The organism is Clostridium sp. AF19-22AC, assembly GCF_003479085.1.
GTDB classification, from domain to species: domain Bacteria; phylum Bacillota; class Clostridia; order Lachnospirales; family Lachnospiraceae; genus Faecalicatena_A; species Faecalicatena_A orotica.
Genome location: NZ_QUGN01000024.1, coordinates 24863 through 45957, shown reverse-complemented (window position 1 = coordinate 45957; position 21095 = coordinate 24863). Strand labels below are relative to the sequence as shown.

General features: G+C 44.6%; 16 protein-coding genes and 1 riboswitch. Of the genes, 13 read left to right on the top strand and 3 right to left on the bottom strand.

The genetic code is table 11. From position 1 onward, the window contains the following. Window positions 1–76 precede the first annotated feature (76 nt). From DWX43_RS21540 to DWX43_RS21525, 4 genes are all read left to right on the top strand, one after another. On the top strand, window positions 77–4336 hold the full coding sequence (locus DWX43_RS21540) for an alpha-L-fucosidase (protein WP_118621808.1): 4260 nt from the start codon (window positions 77–79) through the stop codon (window positions 4334–4336). Window positions 4337–4561: 225 nt separating this feature from the next. Continuing rightward, window positions 4562–4687: riboswitch (FMN riboswitch) on the top strand. Between the two features lie 164 nt (window positions 4688–4851). Continuing rightward, window positions 4852–5478, top strand: coding sequence for an ECF transporter S component (locus DWX43_RS21535; RefSeq protein WP_109731322.1), 627 nt, complete (start codon window positions 4852–4854; stop codon window positions 5476–5478). Between the two features lie 190 nt (window positions 5479–5668). Then, window positions 5669–6121: a LytTR family DNA-binding domain-containing protein gene (locus DWX43_RS21530; RefSeq protein ID WP_118621807.1), complete on the top strand. Its 453-nt coding sequence runs from the start codon at window positions 5669–5671 to the stop codon at window positions 6119–6121. Continuing rightward, a complete protein-coding gene (locus DWX43_RS21525) occupies window positions 6118–6768 on the top strand; it encodes a DUF4318 domain-containing protein (RefSeq protein WP_118621806.1) in 651 nt (216 codons plus the stop codon). The genes DWX43_RS21530 and DWX43_RS21525 overlap by 4 nt, the downstream gene beginning before the upstream one ends. A gap of 71 nt (window positions 6769–6839) precedes the next feature. On the opposite strand, the gene DWX43_RS21520 is transcribed toward DWX43_RS21525, so the two are convergent. Continuing rightward, complete coding sequence (locus DWX43_RS21520) at window positions 6840–8189, bottom strand: MATE family efflux transporter (RefSeq protein ID WP_109731319.1); 1350 nt, start codon at window positions 8187–8189, stop codon at window positions 6840–6842. A gap of 298 nt (window positions 8190–8487) precedes the next feature. Between DWX43_RS21520 and DWX43_RS21515 the strand changes: the two genes are divergently transcribed. The 4 genes from DWX43_RS21515 (at window position 8488) to DWX43_RS21500 (ending at window position 11977) form a co-directional block, all read left to right on the top strand. Further along, window positions 8488–8964, top strand: coding sequence for a pyridoxamine 5'-phosphate oxidase family protein (locus DWX43_RS21515; RefSeq protein WP_109731318.1), 477 nt, complete (start codon window positions 8488–8490; stop codon window positions 8962–8964). 137 nt (window positions 8965–9101) lie between these two features. Further along, on the top strand, window positions 9102–10199 hold the full coding sequence (locus DWX43_RS21510; protein WP_118621805.1) for a 2-aminoethylphosphonate--pyruvate transaminase: 1098 nt from the start codon (window positions 9102–9104) through the stop codon (window positions 10197–10199). A 16-nt stretch (window positions 10200–10215) separates the two neighbouring features. Then, the gene (phnX, locus tag DWX43_RS21505; RefSeq protein WP_118621804.1) at window positions 10216–10995 is read left to right on the top strand and encodes a phosphonoacetaldehyde hydrolase; all 780 of its coding nucleotides are present in this window, start codon (window positions 10216–10218) and stop codon (window positions 10993–10995) included. Between the two features lie 274 nt (window positions 10996–11269). Further along, window positions 11270–11977: a cell wall hydrolase gene (locus tag DWX43_RS21500; RefSeq protein ID WP_118621803.1), complete on the top strand. Its 708-nt coding sequence runs from the start codon at window positions 11270–11272 to the stop codon at window positions 11975–11977. 70 nt (window positions 11978–12047) lie between these two features. Here the strand turns inward: DWX43_RS21500 and DWX43_RS21495 are convergent, their stop codons facing one another. Next, window positions 12048–14243, bottom strand: coding sequence for a DNA topoisomerase III (locus DWX43_RS21495; RefSeq protein ID WP_118621802.1), 2196 nt, complete (start codon window positions 14241–14243; stop codon window positions 12048–12050). Between the two features lie 44 nt (window positions 14244–14287). Beyond that, window positions 14288–15130 carry a YitT family protein gene (locus DWX43_RS21490; protein ID WP_109731313.1) on the bottom strand — a complete coding sequence of 281 codons (843 nt, stop codon included), beginning with the start codon at window positions 15128–15130 and terminating at the stop codon, window positions 14288–14290. Between the two features lie 159 nt (window positions 15131–15289). On the opposite strand from DWX43_RS21490, the gene eno reads away from it, so the two are divergent. From eno to DWX43_RS21465, 5 genes are all read left to right on the top strand, one after another. Continuing rightward, entirely contained in the window at window positions 15290–16561 is a 1272-nt protein-coding gene (gene eno, locus DWX43_RS21485; RefSeq protein ID WP_118621801.1) for a phosphopyruvate hydratase, read from the top strand. Between the two features lie 562 nt (window positions 16562–17123). Then, the gene (locus DWX43_RS21480) at window positions 17124–18038 is read left to right on the top strand and encodes a YafY family protein (RefSeq protein ID WP_330582300.1); all 915 of its coding nucleotides are present in this window, start codon (window positions 17124–17126) and stop codon (window positions 18036–18038) included. Between the two features lie 81 nt (window positions 18039–18119). Further along, window positions 18120–18869 (top strand): N-acetyltransferase, encoded by a 750-nt coding sequence (locus DWX43_RS21475; RefSeq protein WP_118621800.1) that lies wholly within the window; start codon window positions 18120–18122, stop codon window positions 18867–18869. Window positions 18870–18953: 84 nt separating this feature from the next. Beyond that, the gene (locus DWX43_RS21470) at window positions 18954–20312 is read left to right on the top strand and encodes a sensor histidine kinase (protein ID WP_118621799.1); all 1359 of its coding nucleotides are present in this window, start codon (window positions 18954–18956) and stop codon (window positions 20310–20312) included. 2 nt (window positions 20313–20314) lie between these two features. After that, window positions 20315–21052 (top strand): LytTR family DNA-binding domain-containing protein, encoded by a 738-nt coding sequence (locus tag DWX43_RS21465; RefSeq protein WP_118621798.1) that lies wholly within the window; start codon window positions 20315–20317, stop codon window positions 21050–21052. Window positions 21053–21095 lie beyond the last annotated feature (43 nt).

Here is a 21095-nt window from a genome sequence, read left to right as displayed (position 1 = left end):
TTCCCCAATTAATATAAAATAAGGGAAGTGGTATGGATTAGCTATAAGGGATAAGCGAAAAAGAAAGGAGTAAAGGATGAAAGGAAAATGGAAAAGGTGGTGCAGCGTTGCATTAGCATCTGCGATGATAGCAGGTATAGGAGTTCAGACGCCAATGTGGACGTTGCGGGTTCATGCGGAAGAACCAGATTTACAGGCAGCTGAGTTGGAGAATAAAAACTCTGATTTGGAAGAGTACAGAACGTTGGAGGAACCGGAAACCACTCAAACAGAGACGGTCGATGAAACTGAAAAACTTATGCAGCCGGAAACAAAGGACATAATTAAGGATCTTTCTGAATCAGAAGAGACAGAAGTACAGTCTGATGGACAGCCGGTCCTGATATCAAATGATACACAATATCTGTTTTCGGCAGCCGATGCCTTACAGCTGGATAACTGGTTAGATATTCAAAATAAGTCTAGGGTAACTGTGGAAGGAGACGTGCTTAAGATTGATTCTGACAGTAATGTTCAGATATCGCCTGATATTCAGACATCAGGCAATGCTTTATATGCATTTGATTTTAAAATCACTTCAGCATCGTTGGGGCTCCAGTTTAATATGAAGGAGACCGGAAAAAATAATTGGGACACAGCCGGATATCTTATGAACATCAGCCAGTCCGGACACGTAGATTTCCTAGTATCTGACGGTACTAGGAAAACCACAATAGGAACTGGCGAAATCAATGATTTCAAGCCGAATGACTTCAACCATGTGGAAGTCAGCTATCTGGAGAGTGGGAGCATAGAGATTTCTTTCAATAACCGTGCACAAGCTTTAATTGCAGTTATGGATACCAAGCAGACTTATGGATATTTTGGTCTGGTCACTATGGGAAAGAACCCAAAATCAGAAGTGAAAAATTTCTGCGTAACAGGTACGAGGAAGGAAGATATCAAATCAGAAGCCATATTTTCAGATGACTTCTCAGGGGATTTGTCCCAGTGGAAGCAGCTTCAGAATGAGCCCGAGATTACAGAGGGCTGGCTGAGGGTATCTGACGGGAAGACAATGCAGATAGCGGTGGCGGATGAAAAGTATTTTATAGAAGGTGATGCCGAGTATGAATTCGATATCCGCTCTTTTGCAAATGGAGCAGCGGGAATTCAGTTCAATTCAGCAGGAAAACTAACTGCCGGCGCCTATGACAGCAGCTGCTATTATATAAATGTCAGGAAAAGTGTGATTCAGTATTGTAAGGATAATGTTTATAAGACTGTACCAATACCTCAGGGAGTTGATACCGGAAAAGAGGTACATGTGAAGGTCGTTTATTTTGCAGATAAGGGGCAGATCCAAGTATATCTGAACGACAAGCCTGCGCTAACCTGGGATGATGCAGATTATACCGGGGGATATTTCGGTTTTATAAGCATGGGGACAAAAGCGGAATTTGATAATGTGAGTGTAAAGGGAAAACTCAAAGACATGGGAGATATTGAGTTCGAAAAGCTAGTAAAGCGTACATCCATTATTTATAAGCCGCTTCGGGATGCATCACAGATTACATTCCCGAGTATCTCTGACAAATATGAAATTCAAATACTCTCAACCAGCCCGGAGGGGTATATAGGGAACGATGGGAAGATTGTAAGACGCCCGTCCAGTGAAGACGGAGAAATTGATATTGATGTGACATTCAGCCTGACAGATAAGCAAAAGCCGGAGAACAACCAGACAAGGACTCTTAGCGTGCCATTGTCTCCTGAATATACGGGGCCTGTCGTGTCAGAGGAAGAGGCAAAGTCGGCAAGAACTCATTTTGAAGGTGAAAAATACGGTTTGTTTGTACATTATGTGGCAGGATTGACTAGGGACACAAATGGGACAACGGTTCATGACATTGACGTTTTGGCAGAGGATTTTGATGCCGCGCAGTTTGCATCGGATGTTCATGATATGGGATTCGAATATGTTATCTTTACTGTAGCGCATTCCCAGCAGCGCAATTTGTATCCGAGCAAGACAATAAAACGTTGGAGAGATGACCGGAGAAAGGCTGAAGGCGTTAAAACATATACGGATGAGGTAGATGTAATAGAGGAGTTGTATCAGGCATTAAAACCATATGATATTGACCTGCATCTATATCTTTGTGAATTGGACGGACTCTACTGGAGCGGCGAGGACAGGGAAAACACAGGATGGGACGACTGCGGACAGGAAGCGGACGGCGACCATGAACGGTATAACCAGTTCCAGCTGGAAATTGCAGATGAGATGGCGCAGCGCTATGCCGGAAAAATAAAAGGATTCTGGTTCGACGGTTATTTCATACATGGACCGGCAGGAACAACCGGACCGACTCATGGAGTTATTAACCAGGACGAGTACAGGGCTGCCCTGCTGGCCTACGATCCGGGGCTGGCGCTTGTCGGCAACATTGGGACAAACAGGCAGAAAAATCCGTACCCGGAGTGGACATCATTAGATTACCGGTGTCAGGAATTATATAATTTTGGCGACACATATTATAATCAGGAAGCAACGGAAGATGATGCGAAAACATGGACCTTAAATGAACATCAGGCAGCCCAGGTTGTCACACAAGGGAAGAATTGGTGGGCGGTCAATAAGAATTATAACCTGCGTGTTACGAAAGAAAATCTGTTCCTTTATGTGGTTGGTGCCTCCTCACTGTCAAAATCGGGCGGTGTGGCACTTTCTATGGGGGTATTTCCGGGAACTGCAAAAGAGCAGACAAATGGAAATATATGGGAAGGTAATACTCTGGAAGAGTTTACGGCTATGAACAAACAGTATATAGCCCCGGTTGCTGAATCTATTAAAAATACAAAAGCCGGACAGGCGTATACGACAAAAAATAACTCCTGGCTGGCAAATGAAGGCTGGGGTGTATCTACCGAATCAGAGGACGGAAGGTATGTTTATCTCCATATTACAGCACCGCCGGTTGACTCAAAAAGTCTCCGGATACCAGATACAGAGGACAGAAGTGTGTTGGGGGGGAAGGCCGAACTCTTAAAATATGACGGTACAAAAACAAAAATTACATTCGAAAAAGCAGAAAGCGGTTATGAAATAACACTTCCGGAAGGGGAAGAATGGCATGAACTGGATACCATAATTAAAGTGGAACGCGTTAAGCCTGCAAATCCGGATACTATCACATACGTCCCCGGAATCAGTGACGACTGGTCCGTAGCGGGAAACTGGGCAAAACAGGATAAGATTGGAAATGTCATGTCCAGCCGCAATGACAGCCGTGAAACAAAAGAAGCCGGAGCTGTCATGTCCTACAGCTTTGAAGGAGATGTCGTAGAAGTATGGGGAAACAAGGCTTCTAATTATGGCAAAATGGAAATTATAATTGACGGCAAACAGGCGGTAGTGATTGACTGCAGAGACGAAAAGGTGCAGAGGGATGTTCTTCTCTATACAAGTGATGAACTGGGAGAAGGCAGCCATAGCATCAGCCTTAAAAACGTAGATGCAAAAGCTATGGCAGTATATGGTTTGACAATCCGTAAGTTTCCGGAACGAGAGCCGTCTAAGACGGAAAAGATTATTGTTCAGATAAATCAGGCAGAGAATGGCGATATTGTAAAAATACCAATTACTGATCAGGAGCCGGGTATCGACAAAGAAGTATTCGCTGCTGCACAGGGAAAAAATGTGACGCTGCAGTTAGTACTTAGTAATGGCGTTATTTGGGAGGTTAACGGAACTAATATCGAAACGCCGAAGGACCTGAATCTCGAGGTGATACTAAATACAGAAAACATACCAAAAGCTGTCTTGGATGGAGCTGAAAAAGGTAGTGTGCATATGCAGTTTACATTAGCATATAAAGGTGAATTCGGTTTTTCGGCAGATATGATTATCCCGCTGGGCGCTGAAATGGCAGATAAGGAATTAGAGATATATTATTATAATCCTAAAACAGAAAGCCTGGAACATATCAGCACAGGAAAGGCAGATGGACAGGGAAATATGAGGGTTACATTGACACATGCTTCGGATTATGCGATGTTTTTGAAAGACAGCAGCCAAGAACCGGAGAATCCAACGCCAGAGAATCCGATCCCGGACAATCCGGTCCCAGATAATCCGACCTCGGATAATCCAACCCCGGATAAGTCTGGCATAGACAAGCCAAGTCAGAATCATGCTAGTTCATCGGGCAACGGTGGTACAGGTGCAAAAAACGAACAAAATACAGTCGTGAAAACAGGTGATGTTGCTCCAATTTCAGTGGCAGTAGTATTCCTGCTTCTTTCCATGACGGCGATCATATTTGTTCTTATTTTTAGAAGAAAGAAAATCTAATAAGGGATAGTTGCAAAGCAAATAACAAGGAAGCATCGCATTGGCTGGGATGGTTCCTTGTTATTGTTAAGGTCTGCCAAGGTATCATCCGATATATTTAAGGACCGTTTTTTGGGGCGTATAGATTTGATCAGGCATGGATGTAGTACGATCAATGGTAAAACTGACCAAAGAAAGTGCTTGCATAACCACATACAATGGATTATAATAACCTATAGAATAGAGAAAATTCTTCGGGGTCGGGTGTAATTCCCAACCGGCGGTATAGTCCGCGACCTGCTATTTTCGGATAGTGGCTGAACTGGTGCAATTCCAGTACCGACAGTAAAGTCTGGATGAAAGAAGAAATTTATGCCATCAAAAGCGTATTTTTTTAGCCCCGGATGATATCCGGGGCTTTTCTTTTGGGATTTTTTGGAACACAGAAAATTCTGTTATGTACGCGGCCGACATGATTTCCGGGAAGATTTTCTTTCTTTTCAATTCAATTTTTTAATTAAAGGAGAGAAACGACTATGAGCACAGAGACAAATGTAGTATCAAGGACACAAAGTAAAATTGGCGTCCGCACAATCGCACAGATCAGCATGTTATCCGCAATTGCAACAGTATTGATGCTGTTCGAGATTCCACTGCCGTTCGCACCGGCATTTTATGAGATCGACTTCAGTGAAGTTCCGGTACTGGTAGGCTGCTTCGTCATGGGACCTATGGCAGGTGCCGTGATCGAGCTGGTAAAGATCCTTCTGAACTTTATTATCAACGGCACGATTACAGCAGGTGTCGGCGAGATCGCAAATTTCCTGATCGGGTGTGCATTATGTGTTCCGGCGGGATTGATTTATAAGAGGAACCGTACAAGAAAGAATGCCATTGTGGGAATGGCTGTCGGCACTGTATTTATGACGGTAATTGGATGTGCACTGAATGCATATATCCTGCTTCCAACTTATGCCGCGGCATTTGGAATGCCGATTGATTCATTAGTGGAGATGGGGACGGCGGTGAATGCACATATTACAAGTTTATCCACATTCGTATTCTTTGCAGTCGGACCATTTAACCTGCTGAAGGGTACACTGGTTTCCCTGATTGTATTTCTGATTTATAAGAAGATCAGCCCGATCTTTAGAATGAGATAAATAAGAAGATACGAAAGACGCTGTCCTGAGCGGAATGCCCGGGCAGCGTCTTTTCTTTTGTCCAATATCCTCTTACCGATGCCCAGCGACCTTTGGCCGTTTATGAGTAGACAATTATAAAAAACTCGGATAAGATAAAGAAAAAGAGGGAAGACATTATTACTAAACGGTACGGCAGGAGGGAAATGGAATGAAGGTGGAAATAGAAAAGATAGATAAAGAGAAGCCGGAGACCGCAAGGCTGATGGTACATGAGGAAGATGAAAGTATCAGGAGGTTATCCGGTTTTATAGAGCGGGAGAATTATAAACATATGCTTCTCTCCTGTTATAAGGATGACGAGATCCATCAGGTGAAATGCAGAGAGATTTTTTATATCGAATCGCTGATGGAGGTACAGTACATCCATATGAATGGGGAAATCTATTGTACCAGAAAGCGGCTGTATGAATTGGAAAGGATTCTGCCGGTGGAATTTGTGAGGGCATCAAAGTCGGTCCTTCTCAATATGGCAAAGGTGGAACGCTATAAGCCCATACCTGGCGGGATTATGATGGCGGAATTTGAGAATGGTGACAGTACCTATATTTCCAGAAAATATTTAAAAGGCCTTCGGGCACAAATTAAGGAGGGATTGTTATGAGAACGCACGGAATATCAGAAGAAACAAAGGAAAAAGTACTTGATGGATGCTTTTTTGGGTTGGTTTTATTTGCCAGCACGGCAGTGTATCTGAGTTTTTCAAAGAATACGGCTACGATTGCAGGAATGCTTAAGTTTATCCCTGTTGCGTTAATTGTGTATCTGCTTGTGGGCAATGTGATTATCTGGCTCTATAACAGGCCGGGAAAGAGAAAAATCGGTCAATGGTTTAACGGGGCAGCGGCAGTTTACTGGATTTCGATTTTCACAACTGTATTTGTATCTCTGTCAATTCTTTTGCCCGGAGTCCTGCGGAATATCGTTCTGGTGAACATCGCAGTGGCTTTTATATGCTGGTTAGTGGATTATCGTTCCTTTAAGAAAATAGCGGAAGAATTAAACGGGGAAGTTGTGAAAGGGCGGTACCTTGTCGTGGACTTAGAGGAATGCCCCAGAAGTGTGGATGCATTTTGCAGGGAAATAGAAGATTACTGCAGAAAGAACAGGATCACGCTGGAGTTCATTACGAGGGGAAAGCCCGCGGTAGTTAAGATGGACGGTCAGACATACCATGTGGAACTGGATTCCTTCTATTCCCAGTTCGGACCGATGTATGCACTGAAATTTGGACAATATTATAAGAAATAGGCATCTGCCTGTGACTCAGTAGAAAAGCAAAACACACCTCCGGCCTAGTAACCGCCGGAGGTGTGTTTATTTCATATCTTGAATTTTTTCATTCGGTAAAAATAGTAAATGATAAATAGGACTGCCGTAGAAATCCATGTAACCGGATAGCTGAAAATGATGGCCGGAATGGTCGGTTTAATCTTGAGCGCGCCGATGATCCATACCACTCTCAGCAGGCAGATCCCACACATCGTAATAATCATCGGGATTACAACGTCACCGATCCCCCTCAGGGAACCTGACAGTATTTCGATGATTACGAATACGATATACCACGGTGTGATAAGCAAGAGCATTTCGGAGCCAATCCGGATTACTTCGGCATCATTCGTAAACAGGCGGAACAGGAAGGTACGGGCCACAATGAGGAACAGCACAAGTACTCCGGACATAATAAAATCAATGCCAAGGCAGACGCGGGTGCTCCGTTTGATACGGTCCATTTTTTTTGCACCGTAATTCTGCCCGACGAAAGTGGTGATTGAAATTCCGAAAGCACTGCTGACCATCCAGAATACAGCATCCAATTTCCCGTATACGGACCAGGCTGCCGCAGTATCTGTTCCAAAGTCATTCAGGGCGGCCTGTATGATTACATTTGTAATGCTGTACATTACGGACTGGAAACCGGCGGGAAGCCCGATGTGAAGCTGGGACTTCAGTACGGATTTGTGCAGCCGGATCTGCCGGATAAAAAGCTTCAGGATGCCGTCGGAAATCATGAGCTTTCGCGTGACAAGCACGGCGCTGCAGGCCTGAGAGATTAGAGTAGCCAGCGCGACTCCGAGAACCCCCATGTGGAATACTACAACAAACAGAGTATCCAGTATAATATTCATTACACAACAGAAAATCAGGTAATAAAGCGGATGTCTGGAATCCCCGACTGCGCGCAGGACGCTGGACCCCATATTATATATGAAGACAAATAGAATTCCGGTAAAATAAATACGCAGATACATCGTAGAGTCCGCCATGATTTCTTCCGGGGTATGCATCCATTCGAGCATAGACGGAGCCAGTACGATCCCGAGTACACTAATGACGATACTTCCGGCTATCGAAAAAGCATAGGCAGTATGCAGGCTCTGACGTACGGTGCGTTCGTCCTGTGCCCCAAAAAACTGCGCAATCACGACGGAAGCGCCGGAGGACAACCCGGTAAAAAAGCCGACGATCAGGTTGATAATCTGGGTGGAAGACCCTCCTACACTTGCAAGGGCTTCTTTACCCACAAAGTGTCCGACAATAACCGTGTCAATTGTATTATAAAGCTGCTGGAAAAAGGTTCCGAATACAATCGGAAAAAAGAACAGAAGAAGCTGCCTCCAGATGACTCCTTCTGTGATCTGATTTACATTTGAATTTCCCCGTCTCATTTCTAAAGCCTCACTCTAAATAAAATTTTTCTTTTGCAGATGAATCCGCCTTTATGAATTTCCCCTTTGGCGGACACCGTTACTGTGCGTCCTGAAAGGGCACGGACAATAACGATTTTATGTGATATGGCTACTATATCATGAAAAATATCGGCTGTCGATAGATTGTTTCCGGATTGACAGCGATCGGTAAGCAGTCATGTAAATCCGAAAATAAATTTAGAAGAAAAATACAATAATGGAAGAGAATGCAAGGATGTGATATTATGAAATAAGATTAAAAAGGAGGACAAAAGATATGCCGCGAATGAAAAGAAGAGACAGAGAGATAGAAACACGGGAGGAGATGCTGCATGTACTGGATACATGCAAGGTGATACGAATCGCGATGTATGATGAGGATGGAATCTATCTCCTTCCAATGAACTTCGGATATACATATGAGGGAAAAGAATTGATCTTCTATCTCCACGCCGCTCTGGAAGGAAAGAAACTGGACCTGCTTCAGAAAAATCAAAAAGTAGGATTTGAACTGGACTGCGACCATGAGCTGATCGAAGGAAGAGTTGCATGCCAGTATGGCTTTCGCTATGCCAGTATTGTCGGACAGGGAAAGGCGGAGATCATAGATGATCCCGCAGAAAAAATCAAGGCACTCAGCATATTAATGAAGTGCCAGACAGGAAAGGACTTCGAATTTAACGAACGACTCGTATCAATTGTGTCAGTCATTAAGATTACAGCAGAAGAATTCAGTGGGAAGCGGAGGGAATAATCTGTAAATTTACATTTGTTTAACCGAAGTTTGAACTGTATTTGATTGTTTCTTAATACTGATATTGCTATAATTTCAATGCTATTTATAACGGATGCTACAGGCCGGAGAAAGATTGAGAGGAGAATTTTTACATTATGAAGAATTATAAGTTACTGACGCCGGGACCGCTGACGACCACAAATACCGTAAAGGAGGAGATGCTTTTTGACCACTGTACCTGGGATGATGATTATAAAGTAATTACACTTGAGATTAGAAGGATGCTGCTTGAACTTGCGCACGTATCGGAAGAGGATTACACAGTAGTGCTGATGCAGGGAAGTGGTACTTTTGGCGTGGAGTCTGTGCTGACCAGTGTTGTCGGAGATGAGGATAAGCTGCTTATCATAGCAAACGGTGCTTATGGCGAGCGGATGGAAGATATCGCGAAGCACGCAGGAATCCCGTATATGATTCATCATGAGGTATACTATAAAGTGCCGGATGCGCAGGAAATTGCGGAAATACTTGATCAGAATCCGGACATTACACATGTATCTATGGTTCACAGTGAAACAACATCCGGGATTCTCAATGATATTGAGGCTGTATCAAAGGTTGTTAAGGAAAGAAACAGAACCATGATCGTCGATGCAATGAGTAGTTTTGGCGGTGTGGATATCCCTGTTGGGGAATGGGGAATTGATTTTATCGTCAGCAGCGCGAATAAATGTATTCAGGGTGTGCCGGGATTTTCATTCATCATCGCCAATAAACAAAAACTGGTCGAGAGTAAAGGTAAGGCGAGGAGTCTTTCACTGGATCTGTATGACCAGTGGGCGACGATGGACAGAGACGGAAAATGGAGATTTACATCACCAACACATGTTGTACTTGCATTTTCACAGGCACTTAAAGAAATGGAAGAAGAGGGCGGCATTCCGGCGAGAAATAAGAGGTATACGGATAATAACAAACTTCTTATTGAAAAAATGGCAGAACTGGGAATACATCCTTATATAGAAGCAGAACATCAGGGGCCGATCATTACGACATTTTTCTATCCGGAGAATCATAAATTTTCATTTAGTGACATGTATACCTACATCAAAGACCGCGGGTACGCCATTTATCCGGGGAAAGTGACAGAAGCCGAGACTTTCCGTATCGGTAATATCGGTGAAATTTATGAAGAGGATATTTTGAAATTAATCGAAATTCTTACACAATTTTTAAAGGAAAATAATGAGTAAAACAAGGAGATACGTAATGAACAGAAAAATTGAGGCAGTCATATTTGACTGGGCCGGTACCACGGTAGACTACGGTTGTTTTGCGCCGGTACAGGCTTTTGTGGAAGTATTCCGCAAAGCGGGAATCGAACCTACGATGGAAGAGGTAAGAAAGCCGATGGGGATGCTGAAAAGGGATCACATTAAAACAATGCTGGCGATGCCAAGAATCCGGGAGCAGTGGATTGAAAAATACGGGCAGGAGCCGGGGGAGCCTGATATAGACAGGCTGTACGAGTCCTTTGAAGAAAATCTGATGGGGATTCTGGACCAGTTCGCAAAGCCAAAGCCATATGTTCTGGAGACTGTGGCTAAGCTGCGTGAGAAGGGCATTAAGATCGGTTCAACAACAGGCTATACCGACGAAATGATGGCGGTTGTTGTGCCAAAGGCAAAAGAGGAAGGCTACGAGCCGGATGCCTGGTTTTCACCAAATTCTGTGGGAAATGCCGGAAGGCCTTATCCTTACATGATATTTAAAAACATGGAGGTTCTTAGAATCACATCCACAGCTAATGTAGTAAAAGTAGGGGATACCGTATCCGACATCAAAGAAGGAAAAAATGCGGGGGTATTTACTATTGGAGTGATCGAAGGAAGCTCAGAAATGGGACTCACGCAGGAGGAATACGAAAGACTTCCCCAGAGTGAGAAAGACAGTCTTGTTAGAACTGTGGAAAAGACATATAAAGAAGCAGGGGCAGATGCGGCCATTCGGAATATGAGTGAGCTTCTGGAAGTGCTGGTGATTGACTAAAAATGAGAATATTCTGAAAATGGAGTGCAAAGGGGTCTGACCCCTTTGCACTCCATTTTCAGAATATTCTCATTTTTTTCGTGCCGGACCGCAGGAATTTATTGGGTGGAATAAAAGGAAATAAAAAAGTTGACAGATCTGATTTTTTGTAGTAGAATGCGTTTTGTAACAAATTTGTAATATCTGTAATAAGTTTGAAATGATAAGCATATATTTTATTACAAGCTTATTACAAACACGTAAAGATATTGCAACAAATCAGGAGGGTATAAATATGTTACAGGGAAAAAAATTTATAAAGGTATTGTCGGCGGTTACCGTATGCACGATGTTTACTGCCGGGTTTACAACGCAGGCGGCTTCTTCGATGCCGGAAGCGTTTACAATTGATACTGTAGATAAAGGGGAGAATACAGAAGCAATTGGCAGGATTCCAGCATTGGAGATGAAAGATACGAAAAAGGCTGCAACAGATGCAAAAACAGCTTATGATGCGGAACAGCGCAGGATAAAAGAAGAGCAGGAAAGAATCGCGGCGGAGGCACAGCGTGCTGCCGAGGAGGCCCAGCGGGCAGCGGAAGAGGCCCAGAGAGCGGCGGAGGAAGAAGCGGCGATCTCTGCGGCGGCAGAGGCGTCAGCCATGCCGGTTGCGGCGGGGGATCAGGAGCTTCTGGCATCCATTATCTTTTGTGAGGCGGGAAACCAGCCGTATGACGGACAGGTTGCTGTTGGAGCCGTTATTATGAACCGCGTGAGAAGCGGTGTGTATCCGAACAGTGTTGCTGAAGTCATATATCAGTCAGGACAGTTTGGACCGGCTATGACGGGCTGGCTGGACAGTGTGCTTGCAAGTGGCGGATATACTGACACTGCAATGCAGGCAGCAGCAGATGCGATTGCAGGAGCGAATCCGATCGGGGACTGCCTTTACTTCGGAAACGGAGACTGGGGAATTCAGATCGGGGATCATTTCTTCCACTAATTCTATAAACAAAAAATCCGCGTACGGGCCGGCAAAGGGCGTACGCGGATTTTTTTCATAAAGGCCATAACTAAAATTTTATATCAAATTTGGAAAATGCGTCCGCAAATGCATTATTAATCGGTTCCTGAGCTTCTTTTGCCTGTTTTTTCAAATAGTTATTCACATCTTTCTTATTCGCACCTTTTCCTTCTTTGCTCCGGCGTTCCTGAAAAGCGCTGAGCTTTTCTTTGTGCCCGCAGGAGCAGATGAAACGCTGGCCATCCCCCTTGCCTGTAAGCTCCATCTTCTTGTGGCAGACGGGACAGCGGGCATTGGTATGTCTGGAAATGGTTTCCCTGTGTCCACATTCACGGTCCTGGCAGACAAGCATCTTTCCGTGTTTTCCATTGACTTCGAGCATGTATTTGCCGCACTCCGGGCATTTGGTGCGTGTCAGATTATCGTGGCGGAACCGGCCCTCGGCGGTCTTGATTTCCTGTATGAGCCTTTTTGTATAGCCTTCGATTTCGTTCATGAAATCCTGGCCGGACACTTTTCCTTTCGCAATCGCCTGAAGCTTAAGCTCCCAGTCCGCAGTAAGTTCCGGGCTCTTGAGGTCTGCGGGTACGAGATCCAGAAGCTGTTTTCCTTTTGACGTTATATGGATCTCATTTCCCTTCTTCTCCATCAGGAAGCTGTTGAACAGCTTTTCAATAATATCAGCGCGGGTGGCGACGGTTCCAAGTCCTCCGGTCTCCCCAAGTGTACGGATGAGTGTTTTGTCTTTACGCTCCATATATTTTACCGGATTTTCCATAGCACTAATCAGGGTGCCCTCTGTAAAATATGCAGGCGGTTTGGTCTTGCCTTCCGTCACTGTCAGGCTCGTCACATCGAGGGTATCTCCTTTTTTTACTTCAGGGAGTGTCTGTTTCACAAAAGAATCCTCTGCATCGTCATCGTCAGGATCTTCATAACCGGATTCATAAACCTCCCTCCAGCCGTGCTGCTTTATGATATTTCCCTTCGCAGTAAATGTTTCCGATCCGATAGTTCCTTTTATCACGGTTTCTTCATACTCACAGGCCGGTGAAAGGACGGCGAGGAAACGCCTCACGACCATGTCGTATATTTTTCGTTCTTCGTTTGTCATATGGTCGAGCTGGACGAATTGCTCTGTCGGGATGATTGCGTGGTGGTCGGATACCTTTGCATTATCGACGAAAGATTTGTCGGCTTTGACCGGCTTCATGGAAAGTCTTCCGGCCAGTCTGCCGTACGGGCCTACAGCGCACGCCTTTAAGCGCTCATTTAACGTTCCCACCATGTCACTTGTCAGATATCGTGAATCCGTACGTGGATAGGTGAGCACCTTATGGTTTTCATAGAGACGCTGCATAATATTGAGCGTTTCCTTTGCGGAAAATCCGAAATGCTGGTTCGCCTCCCTCTGCAGGGTGGTCAGGTCGTAAAGGGCGGGGGAGAAGGATTTCTTCTGCTTTTTGTTGACTTCCACGATAAGAAGCGGGCCACTGAGCTGTTTATAAAGATTCTGGATGCGGTCACGGTCAAATGTTCTTTGGGAACCGGATTGTGCGTCGATCCATACAAAGCTGATTCCCTTTGCCAGTGCCTTCATTCCGTAAAATGTTTTGGGTTTGAAACTGCGTATTTCTTCCTCCCGCGCCGCAATCATGGCAAGCGTCGGCGTCTGCACCCGTCCACAGGATAACTGTGCATTATATTTACAGGTCAGGGCACGGGTGGCATTGATGCCTACAACCCAGTCAGACTGTGCTCTGGCAACAGCGGCTTTATAGAGATTATAGTATTCCTTACCGGGCTTTAAATGCGCAAAACCCTCACGGATGGCTTTATCCGTGACTGAGGAAATCCAGAGACGCTTCAGTGGCTTTTTGTTCCCTGCTTTGTCCAGAATCCAGCGGGCAACAAGTTCGCCCTCGCGGCCGGCATCTGTTGCAATAATGATATCAGAGACGTCTTTTCTGTAGATCAGTTCCTTGACTGCAGTATACTGCTTCCCGGTCTGTTTGATGACTACCAGCTTCCAGTCTTTGGGCAGCATGGGGAGCGTGTCCATATTCCATGTTTTATACTGCTCGCCGTATTGTTCCGGGTCCGCAAGCGTGACAAGGTGGCCGAGCGCCCATGTTACAATATAATCCGTTCCTTCTATATAAGAGTTCGTTTTTTTCGTACAGTGGAGAACACGTGCTATGTCCCTCGCTACAGATGGTTTTTCAGCTATTACTAGATGCTTCATTAAAAATCTCCTTTAATTCAAATATGTTGAGTCGTTTTGTATCCTTATATACTATGAAATCCTTTTCCGATAATTTCACTCGTATTGGATATGAGGATAAATGCTTCCGGCTGGTTTTCCTTGATGAAGTTACGAAGCTTTATAGCCTGCGGCCGGTTGAGCGCGGTAAAGATGATATACTTATCTTTACCGGAAAATGCACCCTGTGCCAGGCATACGGTGGCACTGCGGCCAAGTGTATGGACGATGAAGTCACAGATTGGCTCAGGTGTATCGCAGACTACATTAAAATATTTAGAAAGGTTAAAGCTTTCAATAAAGTTATCGATCATGAACGAGCGAATTGCAAGGCCGAGGAAGGAATACAGCCCTGTTTTAATGTCAAACATAAAGCAGCCCGCCACAGTAATCAGGATATCAGTTACGAGAAGTGCGCGGCCGATATCAAAGCTGGAATACTTTTTCAGGATCATGGCAATGATATCGGTACCTCCGCTGGAAGAACCAATATTAAATAAAATTGCAGATCCCAGAGAAGGAAGTGCGATTGCAAAACACAGCTCCAGCATGGGCTGGTCGGTCAATGGGTGTGACATCGGATAGACACGCTCGAGAACAGACAGTGTGACGGAGAGAAGAATACTGCAGTATGCAGTTTTTGCGGCAAATTTCTTTCCTAACACAAGAAAGCCAATGACCAACAATATCATATTCATGACAAATGTAAAGTCACTGGCAGACATGAATCCGGTCTTGGCAACCAGGACAGCGAGACCTGTTATGCCTCCGAACGTAAAATTGTTTGTAAACTTAAAAAAATAGGTTCCGACAGACATGATCAGTGTACTGCCTGTTAATAATAGAAAATGTTTCACTTTTCCGTTCATTTGTATAATCCCCACTATATACATTATTTCGGGGAGCCATTGCATCCCCTGTAAACCTAACCGCATTGTAACGCCGTGAATATCAAAAGTCAACGCATTAAGAAAAGATAATTGGAAATACTAACACTGGATTATGAGGAAGCAGGAGGAAATAAATCTATGTATCAGTATTTAGCGATTCGGGATGTTTACGCAAGAGAAATTATTGATTCCAGAGGGAATCCTACGATAGAAGTAGAAGTGCTGGTCGGTGAGGACACTGTGGGACGCGCCGCAGTCCCGTCCGGGGCATCGACAGGAATGTATGAGGCTGTGGAGCTTCGTGACAATGAAGACCGCTATGGAGGGAAAGGCGTGCAGCGTGCTGTAGAACATGTGAATGACCAGCTCGCCAGGGCGGTTATCGGGATGAACGTGTTTAACCAGACGGCTCTCGACAAGGTTCTGATCAAAGCGGATGGAAGCAAGAATAAAAAGAACCTTGGTGCGAATGCGCTCCTCGGTGTATCTCTGGCGGCCGCAAGAGCAGCGGCAAATGCATTGAAAGTACCGCTGTACCGTTATCTCGGCGGCGTTAATGCACACAAGCTTCCGGTGCCGATGATGAATATCTTAAACGGGGGGGCACATGCGGATAATACACTGGATATTCAGGAGTTTATGATCATGCCTGTCGGAGCATGCTGCTTTAAGGAAGGACTCCGCATGTGTGCGGAGATTTACCATTCATTGAAGAACCTGCTGAAAGAAAACGGACTGAGCACGGCAGTAGGCGATGAAGGAGGTTTTGCACCGGACCTGCCGAATGCAAAAGAAGCCCTTCGGTTTATCAGTGAGGCTGTAACAAAGGCTGGTTACAAAATGGGGGAAGATATTGCGATTGCCCTCGACGTTGCGGCATCCGAGCTGTATAACAAGGACTATAAAAAATACGAATTTCCCGGTGAGAGTAAGATGCAGGGACAGAAAATTATCCGTTCTGCAGAGGAACTGATCGAGTATTATGAAGACTTATCACTGGAATTCCCGATCCGTTCGATTGAAGACCCTCTTGATGAGGAAGACTGGGACGGCTGGGAACTCCTTACTACGAGGCTGGGGAATGAGATACAGCTGGTCGGGGATGACCTGTTTGTCACAAATGTGGAGAGACTGAAAAAAGGGATTGAACAGAGTGTTGCCAATGCAATTCTGGTGAAAGTAAACCAGATTGGAACACTCACGGAGGCAATTGAAGCGATCGAAATGGCACAGAAAGCCGGATACAAGGCGATCATATCCCATCGCTCAGGGGAAACAGAAGACACAACAATAGCAGATATAGCGGTCGCATTTAATACCGGGCAGATTAAGACCGGGGCGCCCTGCAGGACAGAGCGTGTTGCTAAATACAACCAGTTATTGAGGATCGAAGAAGAATTAGGAAAATAAATTTGGAGTTAGTTGGCAAGCTTTAGTCTTGGCTGGGAAAGGGGACGCTGAAAAACCGGGAAGCCAGCCCCACGCCGGGGACACCTGTGCTGTTTTAAAGTCCACATCATTTACGTAAGAGCTCCTAAAGACAAAAACAGAGAAAATGTCGGTTCAGCGACATGCAACCCGAAATTTGATAATTTCGGGTTTTAAGTCGCTTCAGAATTTGCCGTGAAACGTCAAATTCTGCCCGTCATTTTTTCTGTTTTTGTCTTAAGGACCTCTAACGTAAACTTTAGGACTTTTAAAACAGCACAGGTGCCCCCGGCATGGGGCTGGCTTCCCGGTTTTTCAGCTGCTGCATCCGGCCGGCAGGGATAGCATGCCCACTGGGGAGGGCTCTAAACGGGGGCAGCGTATCAATTCGCGGGATGGAGCACCAATGGCGGAAGATGTAATTAAACTTGACATACTATGTCATGGTTTATCTGCTATAATGTATTTTATAGCTTAATAGAAAATGCAGTGTTCTTGCGGGGGATTCCCTGCATTTGGAGATTGGAGGGAGTACCCCCAGAAAATGGAGGTGATTGATGTTATGAATGAAAGCAGGCTGTTTAAGATCGTATACTATTTACTTAGCAAAGGACATGCAGCAGCGCCGGAGCTGGCAAGGGAGTTTGAAGTGTCGGTCAGGACGATTTACAGGGATATCGATGCCCTGAGCAATGCGGGGATTCCTGTTTATGCTGAGACAGGAAGGAACGGCGGAATTTACTTATTGGATAATTATGTACTTGATCATGCTTTGTTATCGGATCAGGAAAAGCAGGAGTTATTATCCTCATTACAAAGCTTGTCCGTTCTGGACCATGTCTATGAAAAGGAAATGATGACTAAGCTGTCCGCGCTTTTTCAAATTCAGTCTGACAATTGGTTTGAAGTAGATTTTTCACGCTGGGGAAGAAAAACGAAGGATAACGCCAGATTTGAAAAGCTGAAGGATGCCGTTGTAAATCATGAGACAGTATCCATCGTCTATGCAGGGGCCTCCGGTATGAGATCAAAAAGAGAAATCAATCCTCTTAAGCTTCTATATAAAGCAAAAGAATGGTATGTAAAGGCATATTGTACAGAGAAGGAAGACTTTCGAATCTTTAAGCTGAACCGTATGATTGAACTGGAACCGACAGGACGGCGGTTCATTCCTGTCCCTTTTCCGGATTGTGAGGATGCACAGAATTTTAGTTACAATAAGATCGTACTTCGTTTCCCGAAGAACATGGCATACCGGGTATATGATGAGTTTGATCCCGGAGAAATAGAGGAACAGGAAGATGGGACGCTTATTGCCGCAGCAGAAATGCCTGAGGATGACTGGCTTACAGGCTATCTGCTTTCCTTCGGGGCACAGGTGGAGGTAGTAGAACCCGCATATCTGCGTGAGGTCATCTCAAATGAAGCAAAAAAGATATTCGAAAAAAATAAACCATGACATAAGATGTCAACATATATGGATTATACTGAAGTTGTAAAATAACAGCAAATCAAATTAAGTAGACAAAGGGAGACTGGTATGGACGAACAATTCGTAAATATAACCGCGGATAATCTTGAGAATGAGCACCTGTGCTGTGCAATAGCGGATAAAAAGCATCAGGGCGGCGTAGCAGCTAAAAAACAATGGCTGCAGGAGCGGCTTGCAGAGGGACATGTTTTCCGCAAGCTCGATGCAAAAGGGAAAGTATTTATTGAATATGCACCGCTTGAGACGGCATGGGTCCCGGTGTATGGAGCTAATTATTTGTATATTTACTGCCTTTGGGTATCTGGGTCATACAAAGGGAACGGGTATGCCAAATCACTGTTGGAATATTGTATCAGCGACGCAAAGGCACAGGGGAAATCGGGGGTCTGTGTACTCAGCTCCAAAAAGAAAAAGCCTTATCTGACAGATAAGAAATTTATGGCGAAATTTGGATTTGAAACAGTGGATACTGCTGCAGGTGACTATGAGTTACTGGCACTGTCGTTTGACGGGACGAAACCGCATTTATCTGAGCGTGCAAAGAAAATGGAGACGGAAGAGAAAGAGCTGACGATCTATTACGGCATGCAGTGCCCGTTTATCAAAAACAGTGTTTTACAGGTAAAAGATACATGTGAAAGACACAATGTACCGTTAAATCTGATTGCAGTGGACAGTCTGGATAAGGCAAAAAATGTACCCGGAATCTTTAATAACTGGGCGGTATTCCGGGACGGGAAATTCGAGACGGTTCAGATGCTGAATGAAGGCGGCATCAAAAAAATGTTGGGGCTGTAGGCTTTAATCATAAGATGAAATGTTGACCGCCGGTGTATTCAGGGTATATGATATAACAAAATCACCGTAAAGGACACCCAGTTTATGTCAGAATATTTTCAGATTTATTTTATTGAACAGGTCTACGGAAAATCATACATAGTAACCCAGCTTGCCTACATGGCGGCTGCCATCCTGATGCTGAATGATATAAAACTTTCTATAAAAGGAACCTTAAAAAAGGCAGCGGAGACTGCAGTATGTGCTGTCGTGATGTTTCTGCTGAACAGCGTCATCTATATGCTGATCGGTTCAACGAGTAAAGACTGGCTCTCTTTACTCGTTTTTCTGGTGTGTTATGCCGTGTTCCGGAGTAAGTACCGGCTATCCACCAGAATCGTGATGTGCAGCGTATACTATTCGGCGGCATTTCTCAATGTAGTTATCTCGGAACCCTGGGGGGATTTTTTTAACGGCCTTGGATATTCATCATACGGATATCTGGGGATAACGGCTATTTTAAGTATCCTGCTGTTTTTCTTCATGGCATGGTTTTTAAAAAGATTTTCAACGGAGTCTTTCTCTTATACACCTAAATCGGGAGTGATCCTGATGGTGGCAATCTCCGCCCTTGCAGGCATCTCACAGATTGCGTATGCCCTGCTGGCTGAAACACTGTTGAAAGGGACCGTGGCATACAATGTGATTATCAGCCTTAGTTTCTGGCTTCTGGAACTTCTGGGGTATTATATGTTCTATATGATCTCCAGAGAATATGTGCAGAATATGGAATTGGTGGCGATGCAGAGAAAGGCGGAGGTCGATCATGAGATGTATGAGGCCACCAAAAATATATATGAGGAAATGAGCACAATCCGCCATGAGATTAAGAACCATGATATGTACCTGAAGGCACTACTTGAGAAGAAAGAGTATGACAAGCTGGAAGACTTTTTAAACAACAGTTTTTCCCAGAATGCAGAATTTTACCAGTATGTAAACTGTGGCAATACGGTAGTGAATACCATTGCCAATTATGAGGCGTCCTCTGCCAGATCGCATGGAATTACGCTGAAAACCAGAATTATCATTCCAGAGAGACTTCCGTTTAAAGACGCAGAGTTATGTAGTCTTTTGTTTAATCTCCTGAACAATGCGATTGAGGCATGTGATGCCGGGAAATTCGACCGGCCGGTTATCACTCTGGAAATGGAGGCAAAGGGAGCTTATCTGTTTATTACCGTAAAAAATCCCGTGGACGACAGTATGTCCGTAAAAGAGCGGCTGAAGCTGGAGAGTACGAAACGAAATAAAAAAGTGCATGGTTACGGGACAAAAGTAGTAGATATGATTGCACAGAAGTATCATGGTCATGTAAAATACAAGATAACGGATTCCGTATTTACCGCAGATGTGATGCTGCAGATGGAAAAAGAAGCGGCCATAAGGCAAAAGGGAGAGTAAGAGTGGAAAAACTGAGAATTGCCGTCTGTGATGACGAGACATTTGCCCTGGATGTGATCAGAGAGGCTATTGGGAAGGTACTGCAGGAGAAAAAAGTGCAAGGGGAGGTCCGTACCTTCATAAACGCGGAAAGTCTGGAAAAGAAGATGAGGGAGGTTTCCTTCGATCTGCTTCTTCTGGATATTGATATGCCTGTTGTGGATGGAATTGCATTTGGAAAGAAGCTGCGTGGACAAAGGAATAAGGTCGATATCATCTATGTTTCCAGCAGGGAGGACAAGGTGTTTGATTCCCTCCGGGTTAACCCATACGGGTTTATCCGTAAGAATCATTTTCTGGAAGATATCCCACAGGTCCTCGGCGGGTATCTGGATCAGAGGGAAGACGGAAAGGAGAGCCGGGTTGTACTCCAGCTGAAGGACCAGACCGAGACGGTCAATATAGAAGATATTTTGTTCATTGAGGGGGCCAGGAAATACCAGCAGTTCTATATAGCGGGCCGGGAGAAGCCTCTTGCAGTCAGAAAGCAGATGCAGGAGCTGGAGGAAGAATTTAAGGATTATGGTTTTATCCGTATCCATAAGGGATATCTTGTGAACTATAAACACATCCAGGTATTTAAAGAGAATGATGTGGTTCTGGATAATGGGATGAGCCTTCCGATGAGCAGGCGGAAGGCAGCAGAAGTGAAGGATTATTATATGGAACTGATGAAGAATGAAGGCAGCATAATTTTCTAAGGAAGATTATGCTGCTTTTCTGGTGAAAAAAATCTGTCATTGT